General features: G+C 67.2%; 14 protein-coding genes. 4 read left to right on the top strand and 10 right to left on the bottom strand.

From position 1 onward, the window contains the following. Window positions 1-99: 99 nt before the first annotated feature. The 7 genes from ACX9NE_RS17120 to ACX9NE_RS17090 form a co-directional block, all read right to left on the bottom strand. Entirely contained in the window at window positions 100-2,190 is a 2,091-nt protein-coding gene (locus tag ACX9NE_RS17120) for a DEAD/DEAH box helicase (protein WP_459365145.1), read from the bottom strand. After that, complete coding sequence (gene brxD / locus ACX9NE_RS17115; protein WP_459365144.1) at window positions 2,190-3,470, bottom strand: BREX system ATP-binding protein BrxD; 1,281 nt, start codon at window positions 3,468-3,470, stop codon at window positions 2,190-2,192. The genes ACX9NE_RS17120 and brxD overlap by 1 nt, the downstream gene beginning before the upstream one ends. Continuing rightward, entirely contained in the window at window positions 3,467-6,133 is a 2,667-nt protein-coding gene (gene pglZ, locus ACX9NE_RS17110; RefSeq protein ID WP_459365143.1) for a BREX-2 system phosphatase PglZ, read from the bottom strand. Before pglZ ends, brxD begins: the two co-directional genes overlap by 4 nt. After that, entirely contained in the window at window positions 6,130-7,758 is a 1,629-nt protein-coding gene (locus ACX9NE_RS17105) for a hypothetical protein (RefSeq protein WP_459365142.1), read from the bottom strand. Before ACX9NE_RS17105 ends, pglZ begins: the two co-directional genes overlap by 4 nt. Further along, complete coding sequence (locus ACX9NE_RS17100) at window positions 7,689-8,444, bottom strand: NERD domain-containing protein (protein WP_459365141.1); 756 nt, start codon at window positions 8,442-8,444, stop codon at window positions 7,689-7,691. Before ACX9NE_RS17100 ends, ACX9NE_RS17105 begins: the two co-directional genes overlap by 70 nt. Window positions 8,445-8,611: 167 nt before the next feature. Next, window positions 8,612-9,016, bottom strand: a complete 405-nt coding sequence (gene vapC, locus ACX9NE_RS17095) for a type II toxin-antitoxin system VapC family toxin (RefSeq protein ID WP_459365140.1) — start codon at window positions 9,014-9,016, stop codon at window positions 8,612-8,614. Then, the gene (locus ACX9NE_RS17090; protein WP_459365139.1) at window positions 9,013-9,225 is read right to left on the bottom strand and encodes a type II toxin-antitoxin system VapB family antitoxin; all 213 of its coding nucleotides are present in this window, start codon (window positions 9,223-9,225) and stop codon (window positions 9,013-9,015) included. Before ACX9NE_RS17090 ends, vapC begins: the two co-directional genes overlap by 4 nt. 544 nt (window positions 9,226-9,769) lie before the next feature. Between ACX9NE_RS17090 and ACX9NE_RS17085 the strand changes: the two genes are divergently transcribed. Next, window positions 9,770-11,083, top strand: coding sequence for a hypothetical protein (locus tag ACX9NE_RS17085; protein WP_459365138.1), 1,314 nt, complete (start codon window positions 9,770-9,772; stop codon window positions 11,081-11,083). A gap of 100 nt (window positions 11,084-11,183) precedes the next feature. Here the strand turns inward: ACX9NE_RS17085 and ACX9NE_RS17080 are convergent, their stop codons facing one another. After that, a complete protein-coding gene (locus ACX9NE_RS17080; RefSeq protein WP_459365137.1) occupies window positions 11,184-12,614 on the bottom strand; it encodes a phytoene desaturase family protein in 1,431 nt (476 codons plus the stop codon). A 310-nt stretch (window positions 12,615-12,924) separates the two neighbouring features. On the opposite strand from ACX9NE_RS17080, the gene serA reads away from it, so the two are divergent. Together serA and ACX9NE_RS17070 are read left to right on the top strand one after the other, a co-directional pair. Next, window positions 12,925-14,511, top strand: a complete 1,587-nt coding sequence (gene serA, locus ACX9NE_RS17075; protein ID WP_459365169.1) for a phosphoglycerate dehydrogenase — start codon at window positions 12,925-12,927, stop codon at window positions 14,509-14,511. A gap of 76 nt (window positions 14,512-14,587) precedes the next feature. Further along, on the top strand, window positions 14,588-15,598 hold the full coding sequence (locus ACX9NE_RS17070) for a 3-isopropylmalate dehydrogenase (protein ID WP_459365170.1): 1,011 nt from the start codon (window positions 14,588-14,590) through the stop codon (window positions 15,596-15,598). A 649-nt stretch (window positions 15,599-16,247) separates the two neighbouring features. Here the strand turns inward: ACX9NE_RS17070 and ACX9NE_RS17065 are convergent. Then, entirely contained in the window at window positions 16,248-16,421 is a 174-nt protein-coding gene (locus tag ACX9NE_RS17065; protein WP_459365171.1) for a hypothetical protein, read from the bottom strand. A gap of 82 nt (window positions 16,422-16,503) precedes the next feature. On the opposite strand from ACX9NE_RS17065, the gene ACX9NE_RS17060 reads away from it, so the two are divergent. After that, complete coding sequence (locus tag ACX9NE_RS17060; protein WP_459365172.1) at window positions 16,504-18,957, top strand: PE family protein; 2,454 nt, start codon at window positions 16,504-16,506, stop codon at window positions 18,955-18,957. Window positions 18,958-19,186: 229 nt separating this feature from the next. On the opposite strand, the gene ACX9NE_RS17055 is transcribed toward ACX9NE_RS17060, so the two are convergent. Continuing rightward, a complete protein-coding gene (locus tag ACX9NE_RS17055; protein ID WP_459365173.1) occupies window positions 19,187-20,458 on the bottom strand; it encodes an MFS transporter in 1,272 nt (423 codons plus the stop codon). Window positions 20,459-20,702: the final 244 nt, after the last annotated feature.

Genomic DNA, 20,702 nt, shown 5'->3' with positions numbered 1-20,702 from the left:
CAGTGGGGTATGACATCGATCGCTGACGACAGCAGGCTGCGGTCGCCGGAACCGAGTCAAGCGATCCAATTGAGGCGTTTCCCCGGTGCTTGGGTCAGGTCAACTTCCGGGCCGGATCACGCAACGCTCTTCATCGGCCACCGTGCGTGCATGCGGCATATCACCCAACCGGGCTCCCAATGTATGCCGCGCCAACTCGCCCGGAAGCGCGGCTGAAAACTTCAGCCCCCGCAAAGCATTCTCATCCGCGACCGGATCCGTCCACTCGACGGCGGTCAGCGCCGCTGAAAACTCCTGCAGCCTAACCCCCGGCAGCAGGCGCATCGACTTCTCATCGATCCGTTGCTGTGGATCGATCACCGACGGCAACGATGCCTGCAGCGTGCGGTTGGCCGCGGTTCCGGCCCAGGTCCACCACCGGCCGGCCGAATCGCTCGGCAATCGCGCAATGAGACGATCGGCCGACACGTTGTCCGCGTGCGTGGACCGCAACTCGGCGAGAACCGTTGCGGCACGGGAAGTAAACGTCACCCCCTCAGGGGTAGACCCGAGCAGCACGTCGCGCATGCCCCGTGTCACCTCGTAGGACACTCCACCCGCACTGCCCGCCCACTTGGCCTTTCCGCCGCCGTCGGCCACTTCGACGAAACACCGGCGCCGGTCCCAGTCGATGTGGGTCACCCGCCACGACCTGCCGCCCAGCAGCAAAACCCGAGGCCCGTCCACGTTCTCGGTGAGCAGATCAGTGCCGATGGTGCCCACCTCAACCCGCCCGGCAAGAACGACGAACTCCGGCGGCGCGGTGAACACTGCGGTCAGATCGGAGAAGTACCGCCGGCCGAACCGGCGCTCGGCTTCCGGCCCGATGTGCAGGAACGGTCCGTCCGCCGCGAAATATCCTTGAGAAAGCAGAAAGTCGACGATCTCGGACGCGTGCTCGTCGAAGACGGGAAGATCGCCCCACCACGAAGGCCATTCGGAAGCGCTGATCCGATGCTGCTGTAAGCACAGCGCCATGAGTTGTTGGGCGGCAATGTGTCTCGGGTGCGCCGGCGGGGCGATTGGTTCAACCCACCCATCCGACCATCGCTGGAGCATGCCGGACGCAAGCAGGACGCTCTCGTCATCGATGCATAGGAACAGGCAGTTGCGCGCAGTCCCTGGACGTCGGCCGGTGCGTCCCAGTCGTTGCAGGAACGACGCCACGGTGCGGGTGGAGTTGATTTGGATGACACGGTCGAGATCGCCGACGTCGATGCCGAGTTCCAGCGTCGAGGTGGCGACGATGACGGTGTCGCGGGCGTCGGCGAACGCCGCCTCGGAGCGACGCCGCTCGGCAGCCGACAACGACGAGTGCGAGATGTAGGTTTCGATGCCGGCGTCGCTCAACGCGGCGCCGAGTTCCTCGGCTTGGCGACGGCTGTCGACGAACACCAGTCGCTTCTCACCCGCGTGCAGTGCGGCAATGACGTTGGCGGCGTTGGCAATCGAGCCCACGTAGTCCACGGTGATATTCGGGTCGGCGGGCGCAGCGGCCACAGGGGCGACCACCGTCTTGCCGCGATCATGGAAGCTGCCCTGCAACCATGTCAGCAGCTCGTCGGGATTGCCGACGGTGGCCGACAGCCCGATCCGCTGCAACGGCCTCTCAGCTATCCGCGCCAACCGTTCCAGTACGGCCAAGAGATGCCAACCGCGATCGTCACCGGCGAAGGCGTGGATTTCGTCCACCACCACCGCGCGTAGGCCGTCGAAGAGCACCCGCGGGTCCACCTTGGTGGAAACCAGCATCGATTCCAGCGACTCCGGCGTGGTCAGCAAGACATCCGGTCGTTCGGTCAGAATCTTCTGGCGTTGACTCTGGCCGACATCGCCGTGCCACAGCGCCGCCGAGCGGCCGAGCCAGCCGCAGTACCCGGCAACCCGTGGCAGCAGATTATTCAGCAACGCGCGCAGCGGACACACGTAGAGGACCGACACGCCCTGCCAATCGTCGCCCGCCATCCTGGACAACAACGGAAACACGGCGGCTTCGGTTTTGCCGCCAGCGGTGGGAGCCAATACCACTGTGTCCACGCCAGCGAGGATCGGTTCGACGGCAGCGGCTTGGGTGGGCCGTAACCCGTTCCAGCGCAGCGTGTTCGCCAAATGGTACTGGACGCCGGGGTGCAGACGATCGAAGGCGTCCATCACAGATCGAGCGGGATGTCATCTGCGGTCAGCGTAGCGCGTTCGGCGTCGGACAGTTCGGCGGTGGAGATCTTGACCTCGTAGTCGGTGTAGGGGGCGAAGTCCGGAAACTGTTCGATCTTGTCGAGCACGTCGACAAGTTTGCGCAGAAACAGCCGAGGCGCGATGCCGACTTTGCCGCCCAGTTCGCCGGCGACTGCTGTGGCAAATTGTGCGAGGAAGGGGTCATCTGCCACGGCGAGCACCCGTTCGCCATCGGCGACCCCGGCCACGTACAGCCCACGCACCCGCACCCCGAGTTCGACCAGGCGGGCCTGGTCGAATCCGGTCAGCCGCAGCTGTGGTGCACGAGGATTGTCGAAGCGGGGATCCTTCGCGAATTCCGTGTGCAGTCTGTCGGCTAACGGAGGCAGCAGCGGAATCCCTTGGCGCCCTTCGAAGAACGCCGGGGTCCCGGTGATCAGCAGATACAGGCCGGGAAAGTGGCCGTCGTGTACCTCGTCGATGAGCTGACGCAGTGCGTTAAGTGCCTTGGCCCGGGCATCGCTGCGCACTCGCTGCAGCGTCTCCACCTCATCGAGCACCAGCAACAAGCCGGGGTTGCCGGCGTCGGCCAGGATCGCCAACAGTCCGCGCAAGAAGCCCAGCGCCAGATAGTGATCCAGGTCGCCCTTGATACCGGCCTTCCGCTTCACCGAGACTGCCACGTGAGGCTGACCGCCAAGCCACGCGACCAACCCGTCGGCACCGTCGTGGTCGCCTTCGGCCACAAAACGGCGGTACGCGCGGATCGCCAGCGGGAAAACCGGTGCCCTGGCGGCGACGTCGGCCAGCCGACGCTCCAACAGTACGTCGACATCGACGCCTTGGCCGCGGGCGTCGTCTTCGATGGTGAACAACCAGGCATCCAGCACCGGGCGCAGCGCGCTGGGTTGCACTGAGGCCGTCCTCAAGGATTCGATGCTGCGCCGGTACACGGTTTCCAGCTTGTGCAGCGGAGTGTCGATCTCGTTGATCTGTACCTCGGCGACCGCGAAGCCTTTCTTCATCGCGCGGTCAGCCAGCCAGCGCGCGAAAAATGTTTTACCTGAGCCGTATTCACCGCGAACGGCTTTGAAAACCGCACCGCCGGCGGCGACCACATCCAACTCGGCTTCCAGCTCGGCTTCAAATCGGCCCAACCCGACAGCGAGTTGGTCCAGTCCATTGGAGGGAACGGTGCCGCGCCGCAGCGCGTCGAGAATCTCGCGGCGACGCCGCGCCGATACGGCGGTGTTCATCCGGTGACCCCGAATTGTTCCTTGAGTGCGGGCAGGTCGAGCCTGACGACACCGCCTGTGACCCGCAGCACCTCGTAGCCCTCCACATCGAGCACACGTTTGGCTTGCATGAGTGCCCCGTTGACGCTGGCGGTAGCGACACCGAGCGCGGTGGCGGCTTGCGCGAGGGTAATCTCGTGGGCTCCGGTGCCCAGCAGGGCCTGCAGAAGATTTCTCATCTGGGGTGGCTTCAGCACGATTCGTCCGGCGACGGTGAGCTGGGATGCGAACACCTTGCTGCGAATGATGTTGTCGGGCAAAAGATTGTCTTGCTCGGGTGCGGCATCGTCGAACAGGCTCGGTGCTTGCTCGGCCGTGGTGCGCCGGGGTATCGCCGGCGCGACGGCTGCCACGGTGCCGCGGTGCCACCACGGCGGTTCGACGGCGGCCACCGGGACGGCCCACTGCGGCAGCTGGCCGGACAGGAAGGCGAGCACCGGCACGACGACTTCCGCCGGCGCCGCGCCACCGTGGTAGCCGGCGTTGCGTGCGCCGTAACGCAGGGTTTCGTCGACGGCCAGGACGACGCGGTGGCTGTCGGTGAGAACACGCGGACCCTCGGCCAACACCTCACGCTCGGGGTCGACGTTGGCGAAATCACCGTGCGCGCGCTGGCCATATGTGTTGGCGCGGCCGACCTTGACGCTGGTGCCGTATTCGATGATGTGGCCGTGGTCGGAAGTGATGACCACCGCACGTCCCGCGCTCTTGGCGGCCTGCAGCAGCGCGCGGAGATGGGTGATGGTGGTGATGGTCCAGTCGGAGCCGCCCGGGTCGGTGTGGTGCAGGGTGTCGTCGACGTAGTTCAGGACAACGGCCACCAGCTGCTGGCGTTCGGTGTCGGCGATGGCGTTGCCGACGTCGGTGGCTAATGACGCTCCGCTGGGTATCGCATCGAGCGCCTTCTTGTGGAAGATCGGGTCCGGCACACCGCCGGTGGCTTCCAGGTGCTCGTCGCGGATGACCGATAGGAATCCCGCACGTTCGGCGCCGTCGGCGCCTTCGCGCAACTCTCCGCACAGCAACGAGCATCGGCTGCGTTGGGTGAGTGTGGGAAGCACCGCCAGCGCGCAGGCTCGTTGCCCATCGGTGGTGGCCGAGATTTCCGTCCATCCGTCGCGCTGGATCGCGGCCACCAGGTCGTTGGCGGCGGCTATCGACAGCGCATCGACCACCACCAGCAACGTGGGCGCCTTGCGCGCGATGGGTACCACGAGTCCACGGAGCACATTTTCGATCGTCTGTATCGCCGGCTGCGGGCCATCGGCCAATGCCGTGGCGAACACGTAGTCGTGGCGGGAGCGGCGTAGCAGCGTCGTGTCGATGACGGCGCGCAATGCCGCAGCCACGACCGGGGTTTCGCCGCCTCTCCGGGTCTTGATCAGAGCGGAATCGACCCAAGAATCGCGGCGGACGTACAGCGCAGCCGCCTCGGGCAGACCGCGCGCGCGGACCACGGGCTCGGCCAGCCAGCGGGCCAATCGCACCGCACCGGAGAGCGCGTCGACTGTGGGTGAGGTGCCAGCGAGGAAATGCTGCCCGACCTCAGCCCACCGGGATTCGATCAACTCCAGGCCGCGCGACGAGAGTGCGGGCGCGTCAACATTTTCGGAAGGCGGGTCTGATAATGCGTCGGTGAGCGCGTCCGTCAAGGCGTTGACGCGCGCGTCCAGGCCTTGCGGGAGCAGATCGGAAGTGGCTGCGGCAGCGCCGATTCCGAGTTCGCCGACGATCGAGGCGGCCGTGTGCAGGACGGGTTGCGGGTTTTCCAGCGCCATGGTGATGAGACCGCGTGCGCTGGTGTACCAGACGTTGAGGTCGTCGGTGCCCAGGTCGCTGAGCCCGTAGCGTTCGAGGAACTTGCCGAGCGCGAGGGCGTTGGAAATGTATTCCTGGCAGAACAGGCCCGCGACGACGCCGAGGGGAACCAGATCGGCGATGCGGTCGCTGTCCAGCACAGCGGTGAGCGGGCGTCCCAGCGGGCCGGCTCGGTCGGCCAGCCAGGCACCCACCGCGGCAGCGAGTTCGGCGCCGCTGCTGGCCCGCAGCTCGATCCAACTGCGGGGGGCATCCGCGGAACGGCTCCATTCCAGGATTGCCAGCGCGTCGACCTCCACGTCGGAACTCTTGACGATACCGAGCAGTTCGCGGGCGATGGTGCTCATCGCGTGGTCGCGGGTGAGGACGCCTCCCGGTGCCGGAGTCAGGTTGGCGTCCGACAACACGCCGAGCAGACCGTTGGCGAGCGCGCGGTCGTTGGTGGCGCGGTACAGCGCTGGTTCGATGGTGGTGGCAGAGAAGTTGCTGCGCAGTGCATCCCAGGGGTCAGGAGTGATCAGCCGGCCGTCGAGCAGGTGCGCGACCACGGTGTCGCCCAGGTCGTCGTCGTCGACGTTGGTGAGGATCACCGTCCACTCGTCGGGATTGCGGGCGTCGATGGCTTCCCACAGGGAGAGCACCGAGGGGCAGGCGACGACGGTGACCGGGGTGCCGTCGTGCACGAAACCGTCGTCATCCCAGACGGGTTTGGCGCGCAGCCCGAGTACGCCGTGCCGATAGTGCTTGGCGCTGGCCTTTTTCAGTCGCGCGCGGATGATGGGTTCGGTGGCGAGCAGGGTGGTCATTCCACCCACCAGTGCACGTGGACTCGTGTGCCGTGTTGTTTGAGGGCCGTGGTGAGTTCGTCGTCGAGCTTGGCGAGGTCACCGGTATTGCGCAGCACCGCTTCACGTTTCGTCCTCGACGGTTCCGCCGGTGGGGTGGGCGGCTCGTCTTCGACCACCCAGGTGACGACCCGGTTCTCACCGGTCGACAGCTCGTCGCTCAGTGAGCGGCCGGGGATGGACACCGCGTCCTGCAACGCCTTCCATACAGCCCTGGCTTGATCACCGGCTTCACCCGCCCGCTGCGTGGCGGTCTTGAGCTTTTCCAGCAGCTTCCACTGGAAGTTGCGTAGCGCTCGGGTGTCACGGGCCGCGTCGTTGGCGATTTGTCCGGCCGTTTCGGCCGCGACCGGAAGGTCGACCTTGGCCATGGCATTGATGACGGCGACATTACCGACGGTGCCATAGAGGGTTTCTGTGAATTCGCGCAGCTTCTCGGTGGCCCTCAGCCGGTCATTGGGTCCCGCATCGAAAGCAAGGTGGCGATGGGCGGCGCGCAGGTCATCGGTGAGATAGCGCAGTTCGCTGGTGATTTCGTTGGCCTTGGTGCGTACCTGGGTTGCGAAGTCGGCAACGTTGGCCCCGGTCAGATAGGTGCGGGGCATGGTGTAGCCGAACAGTTTCGAAGCGTTGGACCGGGCGTCATCCCAGGCTTGTTGTTCGGGCAGATCCTCGGCACGCAGCTCGATGTTCGGTCGCATCCGGCCCAACGCCGGCGCGGTGATGGCACTTCCGGCTTCGAACCATGCCCGCTTACGCAGCAGGGCCCACGCGCTGACCACCAGATCGCGTGCCTCGGGCCGCAGACCCCAGGCCGGTGACATGTTGTCGATGTGCTTCTGCAGGGTTTCGACGGTCAACGGGTCGGCGGCGTACGCGGCGCGGTCCAATTCGCCTGCCCAGTAGGCGAATGTGTCTTCGCCGAAGAGGAAATGGTCCTCGGTGGCTTTGCCGACCCGCAGCGGGCCCGCGATGCGGCGTAATACTTTGCGGTCGTTGCCGGGCATGCTGGGCACGCGGCCGTCGCGGTGCGTGCTGGCCTTCTCCACATAGTCGCGGACGGTTTCGAAGTTGCGGCCGGTGACTTCCTCGGCGGCGGGGTCGAATTGAGGATGACTGGGATAGGTCGCCGAGAACGCCTGATCGATGATTTTGAGCAACGCGTCTTCCAAACTCGCCGCCGGCGGCATCTCCGGGTGAAAGTCGCGGCTCAGCGAGGTCAGCACGTCGAACTGCTGGGATTCGGCGCTGATCCTCTTGGGGTCGGCCGGTTCGATGCCGTACGCCTGCTTGAGCAGGTTTTGGAAGCTGGTCATGGTTCCGCGGAAATGGTTCTCCAGGATTCCTCGCGCCTGAGCCTGCTCGGTGGCACCCAGGTGGTTGGAGTTCTCGACCCAGCGGTCGCCACTGCCGGTGAAGAGCCAATCCAGCTTCACCAACAGCGCAAGATCGTCCATCGCCGACTCCGAGAAGAACCGCGGTAACCACACCACGGTGTGGCGGTCGCCGCTGGTGATCAGCCGGTCGATGCGGCTGATGTCGTCGGCGCTGGTGTATCCGGCTTCGTCGAAGGGGTAGTCGACCACCACCCGCCAGGTGCCGGACCGGTTGTCGAAAGACTGCTCGGGTAGCGATCCGGCGTCGCGGACGTTGCCGAAGACGATGTCGACTTCTCGCCGCGATCCCCGCCATATTGCGGTACGGGTCGCCGCGCCGCCGAGATCCGTTTGAGCGGATCCGACGCCGAGCGCTTCATGGACCAGCTTGCGCACCAGCACCCGGCGTCGTCCCGAATTGTCTTCGCCGCGAACGCGATCCAGGATCGACGGTTGATGCGCGAGCTCGACGGTAGGTCGCACACGAACTCGGGGCTGTGCAGGAACACCAGCTCCTGCACGTAGGGGATGCGGTCGCGCGCTTGTTCTCCGCCTCGTTGGCGAATCGCGTCTTTGAGCAGCGACGAGAAGTACTGAGCCTTGCGGCGGGTGAGCAGTAGCGGGGAGTCTTCGGCGCGGTGACCGTTGCGCATCCAGACGTGGTCGTTGCCGCGCAGGATGCCGCGGTAGTGCTTGAGCTCGATCAGGTAGAGCGTGTCGCGGGCCAGGACCAGCAGGTCGACCTCATGCCAGCGGCCGCGGCCGTCGCGGAACTCGAAGTTGGCCCAGGCGCGAAATGGCTCGGCGTCGGGCAGCTTCTGCTTGACGGCGTCGAGCCCCTGCTTTTCGTGCGGGAACTGCGAGTCGGCGATCGTGACCCAGCGACCGTCTTTCACTGGTACGCCACCCCCTTGTCGCGGTTCTGTATGCCAACTTACTGACTTGCGTTGCTGCCTTGAAGGTTCGGCCCGGTCTAGCTGCCGCGGCGACGGCGGGGTAGGCAGTATTGCTTCGGGCACCGACATATCGTGGCGGTCAGCGCTGCCGCCCTCCGCTGTACCCCTCAGCGGAAGTTCGTCGCGACGAGACCTGTCATCGCGACGATCACGTCGAAATCCGCGTCACGATGGACCAGGTGCGCGTTGTGTTGTAGTGCGACCGCTGCGATCAGGCAGTCGTTGATGCTGCGGATCGTCTGGCCTGCTCGCCGCGCCGCGCGGTAGATCTGTGCGGCAGTCCGAAAATCGAGCGCGGCATCGACGGCCAGCGAGGGCAAGCCATTGACAAGGCGTTCGAGCTTGGCGTGTGCCGCGTCATCCACCGCTCCGGACAAGATCTCCATGGCGATCGGCTCGCACGTCGCAATCTGGTCGGTCTGTTCGGCCAGCAAGCGACGCACCTCTAGCGCCGCAGCCGAGCCCGTCGCACGGAAGTACTCAATCCATGCGGACGTGTCGATCAGGATCACGCGAATTCGCCGGGCTGGTCGTGCCGCATCACATCCAGGTCACCAGCCCAGCCGACCCCTTCCAATCCGAGGAGAAAGTCCCGGCTCAACGGCGCACCGACCAGTCGCCGAAGCGCGAGGTCGACGGCGTCCTTCTTAGTGGACACCCCATAACGGCGCATCACTTCCGCGACGAGATCGTCGTCTAACTCGATGTTGGTTCGCGACATACACCAACGATACACATTTGTTGCACAAATGTAGTGGAACGCGCCTGCCCAAAGGTCTCGGGACCCGTGCCCAGGAAGTTGTGCAAATCGGCGACCAACATGACGTGGTCACTCGAGATGCTGGTGGTTGGGGCTCCGGTTCAGGCACGGGGCTGCTCGCCTGCCGCGCTTCCGGGCGCCGGCACCGGTAGCAGGTGGTACTGGTTTGACGATCTAACTGGCGCGGCAAGTCCTCTGCGGACGCCGTTTTCGATCTAAATGAGCAGATTCGAATAGATGTCAGGCGCGATTCATCCCCGCCGCGCCGGGGAATGCGTCGTGTGCGAGGTCAAGGGCTCGCACGCTGAACGACACCATGAGCAACTGGAAGGAGTGGCCGCTGCTGAAATTCACCAGCAAGGCAGCCAAGGCTGCAGTGCACGTACCGGTTGGTGACCAAAATCTCCGGCAAGTCCTGGCTATCCCGCCGATTAGTAAGCGGTAGGGCCATGAGTGGTGGGGGTTGCCGATAATGGTGTTTAGGGGATGCGAGAAAGGTCCAGCAATGGGGGATAGCAAAACGACGCTCGTGCCGGTGTGGACTTTGGCTACACGCGACGTCAAAGCTCTACCGTTCGACGGTGACACTATGTCTCCGGATCGGCTCGACGAGTTGCGAACCGTCCTGGCGGCGATGGCGGACGCGCCGATTGTGACGCTGGAAGCCCACCCGCTGCCCAAGAGCCTCGACCGCAGCAAAGGCCTGCGCTTGGAGGCCGCGAGCCCGTTGGCCACACACCTGTCGCAGCTGATCAAGCAGACGTCGGAATCGACACCTGCCACTGTCGCAGGGACGGGCGGCGAGGCGCTGTACCGGATGGTCGTCCCAGCGAAGGTCGCGGCCGAGGTTGGCAGTGGGTTGGTCAAACCGATGGCGTCGAAGGCGGCGTCGGGTGGGGTGCACGGCGCTCTGATGGGGTCATCCGGCATTGCAGCGCAAGCGACTTTCGTTCCCGTTGCCGCCCGGGAAGCGGCGGCAGCTGGCGCTGCAAGCGGATCGGCGGCCACCGTAGGAGTAGCAGCGGCCGGAGCGGGCGCATTGACCGTCGCGGCGCCGCTCGTTCTGATGGCGGTGGCGGTCGGCGTGAGCGCATACGCCGACCAGAAGCGCCAGGAGGCGATCGAAAAGATCACCTCGCTGCTAGAAGAACTGCACGATGACAATCTCCAACGCGAACGGTCAGCGCTCAATGGCTGTCGGGCAGCCATTGAAAAGGCCACCGGCATTCTGCTGGATCAAGGACGCATCGGCGCTTCGGTGGGCCTGAGCCCCGCGGTATACGCCATCGACACCGCTGTCGCAGAGGCGGACAGTCGCCTCAAGAAGTGGCAGGCTGCTCTTGCGGAATTTGGCGAGGGTCCCGTCGAAATCGGGATGTTGCGAACCAAATTCGACGGTGTTGACACGGATGAAGGTGGGCTGTTTCGTGCCCACCTGGATCTCGCCGAGTTGGCGATCGCGCTCAAGAAGCGCGTGCTGGTACTTCAGGCGGTGGAGCATGCGCAAATGGATGAATCGAACCCGTTCGAGAGTTTCGTGCGGTCTTTGAAAGCCGATCAACAACGGGTGGTCGAATTGGAATCCGACATCGCCGGTGTGTTGCAGCGCCTATCGTCGCTGAGATTGACTCGCCCTCGCGGCATGCGTGAGATCATGTTCACCCGCGGCGAGGTGGATGCCCTACTGAACACGTCGTACCGCCTGCGCGAGCTCGCTCCCAGCGTCAGTGGAGGTGGTCGAAAGTCTGACGTCGCGATAGACATCGTCCGCAGCGCGGATGGCTCATTGGTGGTGTTGCCGGCGACGGCCGTGGCCTAGCAGTTGTTTGCGTCCCCCGGACCATCGTTGAAGCGAATGACCGCTTGGAGCAACGTCGTTGGAGGGGTGCAACGCTTCGTTTGAGTGGCGCTTCATCGAATCATGGAGCCAGCTGAGGCACGCCCCGGATACCGAACTCACGTCGCAACAGCGTCCGGGCGGCGTAGTAGCCCGCCATTCCGTGTACTCCGGCGCCCGGCGGTGTGGCCGCCGAACAGAGGTACACCTTGGAAATCGGTGTGCACCAAGGATTTAACCGCGGCGTCGGACCGGCTGCGGCATGCCACAGCGAATTTCCGCCGACCGCGATGTCGCCGCCGACGTAGTTCGCGTTGTGATCGGACATCCGGGCGGCGGGTACTGCACGAGCTGCCACCACAATGTCGCGGAATCCCGGGGCGAAACGTTCGACGACGCGGGTGACAGCCTCCGTCGCGTCGACGGTGGACCCCGACGGCACATGCGCATAGGTCCAGAACGGGCGACGGCCGGCGGCGTCGATGCGCCCACGGTCGGCGAGGTGCGGCAAGGAGGCAAGCACCATCGGCCACTCCGCGTGACGGCCGGTCGCGATAGCTGCCTCGGCGTGCGCCATCTGCTCGCGGGTACCGCCGAGGTGCAAGGTCGGCGCGGTGTTGAGGCGCGGATCCGACCAGGGGATGTCGTCGTTGAGGACGAAGTCCACCTTTGCCACTCCCGATCCAAACCGGTAGCGCCGCAGAGCTTTAGCGTAACGAGACGGAAGTGCGTCACGATAGATCTGCAATAGCGCCGTCGGCGCGGTGTCGAACGCGACGACACCGGTCGGCGGGTCGGTGATCTCGACGCCCGCGGTCAACTCGCCGCCGTGGGCACGTAGGTCCGTGATCAACGCATCGGTGATGGTTTGAGTGCCGCCCAACGGAATCGGCCACCCGACCGAATGGGCCAGCGTCGCGAGCATCAAGCCTGCCCCCGCTGACGTCAACGACGGCAGGGGTGAAATGACATGCGCGGCAACGCCGGTGAACAGCGCGCGGGCGTCGTCGCCACCCAATGTGCCCCAGGCCGGGGTACCTTGCGCCAGCATTCGCAGACCCAACCGCAGCACCGGCAGCACCGAGGTTGGCACCGAGCGCTTGTCACCGAGCAGGAACTTGACGACCTCCTCGGAGTCCGACACCAGTGGGCCCATCAGCCGTCGCCAGGACGCACCAGACTTCAATTCAGCGCTGGTCCGCGCCAGATCTCGGTATGCAATGGCCGCGGGCCGGCCCGGCAGCGGGTTGGCGTAGGAGATTTCCGGGACCGCGAGTGTGACGCCGCGGGCGGCCAGGTTGAACTCGGCGAAGAACGGCGACGCCAACGCCAGCGGGTGCACCGCCGAACACACGTCGTGCAGAACTCCGGGAAACTCGACGTCGGCCAGGCTGCGGGCACCGCCGCCTAAGGTGGGTTGGGCTTCCACTACCTGCACCTTCAGGCCGGCGCGAGCACAGATGACGGCCAGTGCGAGCCCGTTGGGCCCACTCCCCACGACGGTGACGTCCATACCTCGATTAGAGCCGACGGGGCCTGACGGCGGCGACCCGCTTCGCCCGGCTGCGCCGCGCTCGCGATCGCCGCGGGGCCTGATGGCGGCGCTCCTCAGCGGGCCCGAACGGCCCGCGTCGTCGCCCCGCTGGGCCTGATGGCGGCGCTCCTCAGCGGGCCCGAGCGGCCCGCGTCGTCGCCCCGCTGGGCCTGATGGCGGCGCTCCTCAGCGGGCCCGAGCGGCCCGCGTCGTCGCCCCGCGGGGCCTGATGGCGGCGACCCGTTGCGCCCGACTCCGTCGGCCTTACGGTCGCCGCTAGGCTGTCCGCGTGAACTTGCCTGTTGTTTTGATCGCCGACAAACTCGCCCAATCGACCGTCGCTGCCCTGGGAGACCAGGTCGAGGTGCGCTGGGTAGACGGGCCGGACCGGGAGAAGCTGCTGGCCGCCGTGCCCGAGGCCGACGCCCTGTTGGTGCGGTCAGCCACCACCGTCGACGCCGAGGTGCTTGCCGCGGCGCCCAAGCTCAAGATCGTCGCCCGTGCCGGCGTCGGCCTGGACAACGTGGACGTCGACGCCGCGACCGCGCGCGGCGTGCTGGTGGTCAACGCTCCCACCTCGAACATCCACAGCGCCGCTGAGCACGCAATTGCTCTCCTGTTGGCCGCATCCCGTCAGATCCCGGCTGCGGACGCCACTCTGCGCGCCCGCACCTGGAAGCGGTCGTCGTTCTCGGGCACCGAGATCTTCGGCAAGACCGTCGGCGTGGTGGGCCTGGGCCGCATCGGGCAGTTGGTCGCCCAGCGGATCGCGGCCTTCGGCGCCCATCTCGTCGCCTACGACCCGTACGTGTCGCACGCCCGCGCCGCCCAGCTGGGCATCGAATTGCTGCCGCTCGACGAGCTGCTGGAACGCGCCGACTTCATCTCCGTGCACCTGCCCAAGACCCCGGAGACGGCCGGTCTGATCGGCAAGGAGGCGCTGGCCAAGACCAAGCCCGGTGTCATCATCGTCAACGCCGCCCGCGGCGGTTTGATCGACGAAGCTGCCCTGGCCGACGCCGTCACCAGCGGCCACGTGCGCGGCGCAGGCCTCGACGTATTCTCTACCGAACCCTGCACCGACAGCCCGTTGTTCGAGCTGCCGCAGGTGGTCGTCACGCCCCACCTGGGCGCCTCCACCGCCGAAGCACAGGACCGCGCCGGCACCGACGTCGCCGAGAGCGTGCGGCTGGCGCTGGCCGGCGAGTTCGTCCCGGACGCGGTCAACATCGGCGGCGGCGTGGTCAATGAAGAGGTGGCGCCATGGCTGGACCTGGTGCGCAAGCTCGGCGTGCTGGCGGCGGCGCTGGCTGACGAGTTGCCCGCGTCGTTGTCGGTGCAGGTGCGCGGTGAACTGGCTGCCGAAGAGGTCGAGGTGCTGAAGCTGTCGGCGTTGCGCGGTCTGTTCTCCGCAGTCATCGAAGACGCGGTGACGTTCGTGAACGCGCCGGCGCTGGCCGCCGAACGCGGCGTCACGGCCGAGATCAGCAAGGCCACCGAAAGCCCCAACCACCGCAGCGTGGTGGACGTTCGCGCGGTCGGTTCGGACGGCTCGGTGGTCAACGTCGCAGGCACCCTGACCGGGCCCCAGCTGGTCGAGAAGATCGTGCAGATCAACGGCCGCAGCTACGACCTGCGCGCCGAGGGCATCAACCTGGTGATCAACTACGCCGACCAGCCCGGCGCCCTGGGCAAGATCGGGACGTTGCTGGGTGCGGCCGGGGTGAACATCCAGGCGGCGCAGCTGTCCGAGGACACCGAGGGCCCGAGCGCCACTGTTGTTTTGCGGCTCGACCAGGATGTGCCCGCCGATGTGCGCTCGGCTATCACCGAGGCGGTGGGCGCCAACAAGCTCGAAGTGGTTGATTTCTCGTGACGAAGCTCGCCGGCGACGATGCAGTGGGGGCACCACCCGCTTGCGGGGGACGCAGCGATGAGGGGGAGCGGCGCCGATGAGACTCGCCGTCATCGCCGGCGACGGGATCGGACCGGAGGTCATCGCCGAGGCGATCAAGGTCCTCGACGCCGTTCTGCCCGGGGTGGAGAAAACCGAATACGACCTGGGCGCCCGACGATTCCATGCCACCGGCGAAGTGCTGCCGGAATCGGTGGTACCCGAGCTGCGCCAGCACGACGCGATCCTGCTCGGCGCGATCGGTGACCCGTCGGTCCCCAGCGGCGTGCTCGAGCGGGGGCTGTTGCTGCGCATGCGCTTCGAGCTGGATCACCACGTCAACCTTCGTCCAGCGCGGCTGTACCCGGGCGTGACGAGTCCGCTGGCCGGAAACCCCGACATCGACTTCGTCGTCGTGCGCGAGGGCACCGAGGGGCCCTACACCGGAAACGGCGGCGCAATCCGCGTCGGCACGCCGCACGAGGTCGCCACCGAGGTAAGCGTCAACACCGCGTTCGGGGTGCGCCGGGTGGTGACCGACGCTTTCGAGCGCGCGATGAGGCGCCGCAAGCATCTGACGCTGGTGCACAAGACCAACGTGCTGACGTTCGCCGGAGGACTCTGGCTGCGGACCGTGCAGGAGATCGGCGAGCAGTACCCCGACGTCGAAGTCGCCTACCAGCACGTCGATGCGGCGACGATCTTCCTGGCCACCGACCCCGGACGATTCGACGTCATCGTCACCGACAACCTGTTCGGCGACATCATCACCGATCTGGCCGCGGCGGTGTCCGGAGGTATCGGCCTGGCCGCCAGCGGGAACATCGACGCAACCCGGACTAACCCGTCGATGTTCGAGCCGGTGCACGGCAGCGCTCCCGACATCGCGGGACAGGGCATCGCCGATCCCACCGCCGCGATCATGTCGGTGGCGTTGCTGCTGGCCCATCTTGGCGAAGACGAGGCGGCCGCGCGGGTGGACCGGGCGGTGGCGGCGTACCTGGCAAGTCGCGCGGACGAACGGCCTCCCACCAGCGTTGTCGGCGAACGGATTGTGGCGGCTTTATAGGTGGCGCGGTTTTCTGGTCTTTAGGCCGGGGCGCACGGAGTCGTTGTGCGATTCGGTCTCGTTGGCCTATGCGTGGGCGCCATCGGCACGAGCAGAAGCGGCAGTACGAGAACGGCCCGGTTCCCGAGATCGCCAACGGATACCCGCTAATGCCGCGATCGCGGCGGAAAGCGTTCGGGTGGTGTTCTGCACGGCCATCGCCCGACCGCCCCGGGCCCGCCCGGCGAACTCCGCGATCGCAGTGAGCGCCAACCCGTGGTCGAGCGCCGGAGGCAACGCGCCGGAACGCATGGATGGCGGCAGAGCCCGCCGTCGATGGCCCATCCTGTGGCGTACGTGCCGTCTGTGAATGGTGGCGGCCCGCAGGGCACGGCTTCTCAGGCACCGAAATCAATTACACCACTTCTCTTCTCGGCCTTTCTGGAACTATTCGTGATGTCGATAGTTCGGCCCGATGCCACGCGTGCGGGGTGTGCCCGCCTGTTGAGATGGCAAATCAGCAGCAGATCGCGAAAAATGTTGCATGGCATGCTATTCAAGCCACGACGCCCGCTTGCCTCGAATCGCGAAACACCCGAATTCGAATCGATGTGGCCAGCTTCTGCAGCTTGGTAGCTTGCGAATCGGTGACATCTCCGGACCAGTGGCCTCAGTGTCGCCTGGGGCCGTCGGCGGCGGATGTTGCCTGGGATTGTGCTTGTCGTTCAACGACGAAATCCTGGCGGCCTTCGGCGGCGGCCGACACCCTGGCCAGCAACGCCTCGTTAGCCGACTGGCCAACATTGCCGGCTCCGAGCAGCTGAGCGAAATAGTTGCTGACCATAGCTAATTCGCCGCCAGGAGCGCTACCATGCGCGCGTCGGCAATTTTCGGACGACAGTCGGATCACGTGTCAGAGGTGTCGGATGTCATTTGTGATAGCAGTGCCGGACGTGGTGGCGAAGGCGGCAGCGGATCTCGCGGGCATTGGTTTGTCGCTGGCCGGTGCCGATGCGGCGGCTGCGGCCCCGACAAGTGCGTTGGTGGCTGCTGCTGGCGACGAGGTGTCAGCCGCCATCGCGGCGTTGTTTTCCGGCCATGCCCAGCAGTACCAGGAGCTGAACGCTGCGATGGCGGCGTTCCAGGCCCGGTTTGTGCAGGCGTTGACCGGGGCCGCGGGGACTTATGCGGCCGCCGAAGGGGCTAATGCCTCGCCGTTGCAGACTCTGGAGCAAAGCCTGCGGGGCGTCATCAATGCGCCCGCAGCCGCCGTGTTGGGCCGCCCGCTGATTGGCAATGGCACCAACGGCGCCCCGGGCACCGGGGAAGCCGGCGGGCCTGGGGGGTATTTGTTCGGTAACGGCGGCAATGGTGGCTCAGGTGCCTCCGGGCAGGCCGGAGGTGCCGGTGGGTCCGCCGGACTGATCGGAAACGGCGGGACTGGCGGGGCCGGAGGTGCCGGCGCGTCGGGCGGCAAGGGCGGCACCGGTGGGTGGCTGTGGGGTAGCGGTGGTGCGGGCGGGCCCGGCGGGTTCGGCGGCGGGCCCGGTGGGGCGGGCGGCAACGCGCTGTTGTTCGGTTTCGGGGGCAACGGCGGGCCTGGCGGGGCCGCCAGCGGAGGCGGGAACGGCGGTGCGGGCGGCGCCGGGGGCGCCGGCGGCGCACTCGTAGCTATCGGCGGGGCCGGTGGGGCCGGTGGGGCCGCTACCAGTGGAACCGGCGGGGCGGGCGGCGCCGGCGGCGACGCACTGGGCCTGTTCTTTGGCCAGGGTGGGGCGGGCGGACACGGCGGCGACGCCTCCACCGGCACCGGCGGGACCGGCGGTGCCGGCGGCTCGGGCGGCGCCAGCAGCCCCTTCGGCATCGACGTCGCCACCGGCGGTGCCGGCGGGCACGGCGGCGCCGGGACTAACGGCGGCGCCGGCGGCGCCGGCGGCATCGCCGGTTCCTCGGGCCTCGTGGCAATCAACGTGATCCAGGGTGGCGCGGGCGGCACTGGCGGAGCAGCGACCACGGGGACGGGCGGGGTCGGCGGTCCAGGCGGCTTCGCGATTGCCCCCGACTTCGTCGGGTTCGGCCGGGCCGACGGCGGCGCCGGCGGGGTGGGTGGGGCCGCCACCGGGATTGGCGGCACCGGCGGCGCCGGCGGCATTGGTGGCTTCGGTATCGCGGTCGTGGGCGCGGGCGTCGGCGGCACCGGCGGGGTTGGTGGGTCCGCTGCCGGGACCGGCGGCGCCGGCGGTGCCGGCGGTACCGGCCTCGGGTTACTGGCCGGCGTGGGTGCTGCCGGAGGTACCGGCGGGGCCGCTCCCACCGGTACCGGCGGCAATGGCGGTGTCGGCGGCAGCGGCTTCGGGGGTTTGATCGGCGCTAGTGGGAACGGCGGCAACGCCGGCATCGGCGGCGTGGTGAACGGCGGCAGCGGCGGCGGCGGCGGCACGGCCATAGGCGCATTCGTCGCGGTCGGCGGGGCCGGCGGGACCGGCGGCGCCGCTACCAGCGGAAACGGCGGGCGCGGCGGTTTTGGCGGCAATGCAGAGGGCCTGTTCTTCGGCCTGGGCGGGAGCGGCGGGCAAGGCGGCGATGCTGCTGCGGGAACCGGCGGATCCGGCGGTTCCGGCGGCGATGGCATCGCCCGCAGTCCCTTCGGGATCAACATCGCCATCGGCGGTGCCGGCGGGCACGGCGGCAGCGGAATTAGTGGCGGCTCCGGCTCCGTGGGCGGTGCCGCCGTTTCTTACGGCATCGCTGCGCTCGGGTTGAACCTGGGCGGTGCCGGCGGCATTGGTGGCGCAGCTACCACTGGGACCGGCGGCGGCGGCGGTTTCGGCGGTATCGCCGCTGCCCCGGCCGCCATCTTCGGGTTCGCCGTGCTCCACGGCGGCACCGGCGGGCTTGGTGGGGCCGCCACCGGAATCGGCGGCACCGGCGGGGCCGGTGGCAATGGTGGCTTCAGTGCCGCGATCTGGGGTGCGGGCTTCGGCGGCGCAGGCGGGGATGGCGGGGCCGCCACTGGGACCGGCGGCACTGGCGGTAACGGTGGTGTTGGTGGCCGGGCCGAGGGGACCGGGGTCGGCCTGGGCGGTGTCGGCGGGAACGGCGGTGGTGCTCCCACTGGTACCGGCGGCAGTGGCGGTGCAGGCGGCGCCGGCCTCGGAATCTTCGGCGCGGGTGGGAACGGCGGTGACGCCGGCAGCGGCGTCGGTGCCGCCAAAGGCGGTAACGGCGGTAACGCCGGGTTAGTTATCAACGGCACCTTCACCGCGTCGCTCTTCGGCGACGGCGGCAACGGCGGCAACGGCGTCAACGGCGGAAGCGGCGGCAAGGGTGGCAGCGCCGGCCAGTTTGGCGGCACACCGGGGAGGAACGGTTCCCCATAGCTGGTAGGCGGATCGGAGCCGGAGACGGCGGCACTGATCTCTGCCGGGCTGTCAGCCGGTCTATAGATGGAAGGCGGCCAACGCGACTCCCGGCGGCGGGGCGTCTGCCGGATTCCCCTCGCCAGGCGGAGCTACCAGCTGCGGTGAGCCGAGGCACCAACCGGTAATCGGTGCAGGCGCTCTTTTCCGGTGCTCCCGGGCGAGGCCGAACCGGCTAACGGGTTCCCGGTCATCGGGGTCGATCCGGCAGCTCGCGGGGCCAAACGGCTTGGCGCCAGCGATGCCGGCGAACGGATTGCAGCCGGGCTCTAGTCTCTAAGCCTGGCGGCAGCACCCGGGTCGGCACCAACGGCACCGCGGCCAGTGGGAACAAGCCGCACAATCCCCAAGCCACAGGGTAGGCAGCGGCGGTGATCAACGCGCCGAACATTGGTGGTCCGGCCGCCGCCATCAGCCGCTGGGTGGTGTTCTGGGTGCCCAGCGCGCGTCCGCTCCAGTACGGCCCAGCGAATTCGGTGATAGCGGTGGCCTCAAGCCCGTTGTCGAGCACCGCCAGTACCGAGATGATGACCATCAGCAACACGTCGTATCGCGAATTGAGTTGATCGCTGATAGCCAGTAGAAACAGCGTCAATGCGGAAGCCATGGCGATGAACCGGACCGGACGCATCCGCGAGCCGATGCGGTCTGACCAGCGGCCGACCAGAACGCGGCCCCCGGCGCCGATCAACTGGGAAATGGTCACCAGAGCGCCGGCCGCGGCTGTTGACCAGCCATGGTGAATGATCAGCCAGACCAGCATGAAGGTCACCGTTACCGTCTGCGGCATCATCAGCAACGCCGACGCCGCGTGGATTCGCCACAACACCGACGACCCCCGATACGGGCTGGCTAATTCGTCGTTGGAGGCTGACTGTCGGGACTTGCGTGGCGGGTCGACCACGCCGACGAGACTGACCACCGCCGCGACAGCACACATCACCGCCGGAAACATCAAACCCGCATACGCGCCGCGTTCGGCGAGCTCGGGAATCACCAACGCGCCCAACGCGATGCCGAGCGGTTGCGCGGTCTGACGGATTCCCATCGCCAGTCCGCGCTGCTGCGGCGGAAACCACCCCGACACGAGCCGGCCACCCGCGCTGTTGCAGCTGGCGGCGGCCATCCCGCCAAGAAACAGGAAGACGCCCATCATCAGCAGGGAATGAACTGAGGCGGCGGCGTAAGCCGCGGCCGCTGTGAGCGCCGAGCCGACGGTCAACACGATCCGCTCGCCGACACGGTCCAGAACGTAGCCCCAGGCCACCAGGGTGACGACCATGCCCCAACTCGGCATCGATGCCAACAGAGCCGCCTGGTCGAGGCGCGTTCCGCGAGCCGCTTCCAGCCGCGGGATCAAGAATGCGATGCCGTTGATGAAAAGGAAGCAACTCGTGGTCGCGACCAGCGAAACAGCAACGATCGACCAGCGCGCGGCCGCACTCGTCGGATCCGTCGACATCTACTCATGCTTGCACAGGAGTAGGAGTGACTCGCGCAGAAGCACAGCCCCGACCCAGGTCGGCGCAGGTCCCGGCGGCACGGTGCCGGTCGTGGCAGTCTCGGGCGCCGGGGCTGGTGGTCAGGACGCAGGAAGCCCCCGTGGTCGATCGCATCCTAGCTGACGGTTGCGGACGTGGCGGGCCAGCACCGCGCGTTTACCGCCCACGCGATGGTCGAGGGTGATTTTCGGGCATAGTTCTTGC

This window comes from Mycobacterium sp. ML4 (assembly GCF_054515735.1).
Note: the sequence above shows the minus strand (reverse complement) of the source record. Positions and strands in the feature narration are given on the sequence as shown.

Bases quoted from the DNA above. Each gene is read 5' to 3' on its own strand.
- ACX9NE_RS17120 (WP_459365145.1), bottom strand. From the start codon at position 2,190: ATGGACGCCTTCGATCGTCTGCACCCCGGCGTCCAGTACCATTTGGCG.
- brxD (WP_459365144.1), bottom strand. From the start codon at position 3,470: ATGAACACCGCCGTATCGGCGCGGCGTCGCCGCGAGATTCTCGACGCG.
- pglZ (WP_459365143.1), bottom strand. From the start codon at position 6,133: ATGACCACCCTGCTCGCCACCGAACCCATCATCCGCGCGCGACTGAAA.
- ACX9NE_RS17090 (WP_459365139.1), bottom strand. From the start codon at position 9,225: ATGTCGCGAACCAACATCGAGTTAGACGACGATCTCGTCGCGGAAGTG.
- ACX9NE_RS17085 (WP_459365138.1), top strand. From the start codon at position 9,770: ATGGGGGATAGCAAAACGACGCTCGTGCCGGTGTGGACTTTGGCTACA.
- ACX9NE_RS17080 (WP_459365137.1), bottom strand. From the start codon at position 12,614: ATGGACGTCACCGTCGTGGGGAGTGGGCCCAACGGGCTCGCACTGGCC.
- ACX9NE_RS17070 (WP_459365170.1), top strand. From the start codon at position 14,588: ATGAGACTCGCCGTCATCGCCGGCGACGGGATCGGACCGGAGGTCATC.
- ACX9NE_RS17065 (WP_459365171.1), bottom strand. From the start codon at position 16,421: ATGGTCAGCAACTATTTCGCTCAGCTGCTCGGAGCCGGCAATGTTGGC.
- ACX9NE_RS17060 (WP_459365172.1), top strand. From the start codon at position 16,504: ATGTCATTTGTGATAGCAGTGCCGGACGTGGTGGCGAAGGCGGCAGCG.
- ACX9NE_RS17055 (WP_459365173.1), bottom strand. From the start codon at position 20,458: ATGTCGACGGATCCGACGAGTGCGGCCGCGCGCTGGTCGATCGTTGCT.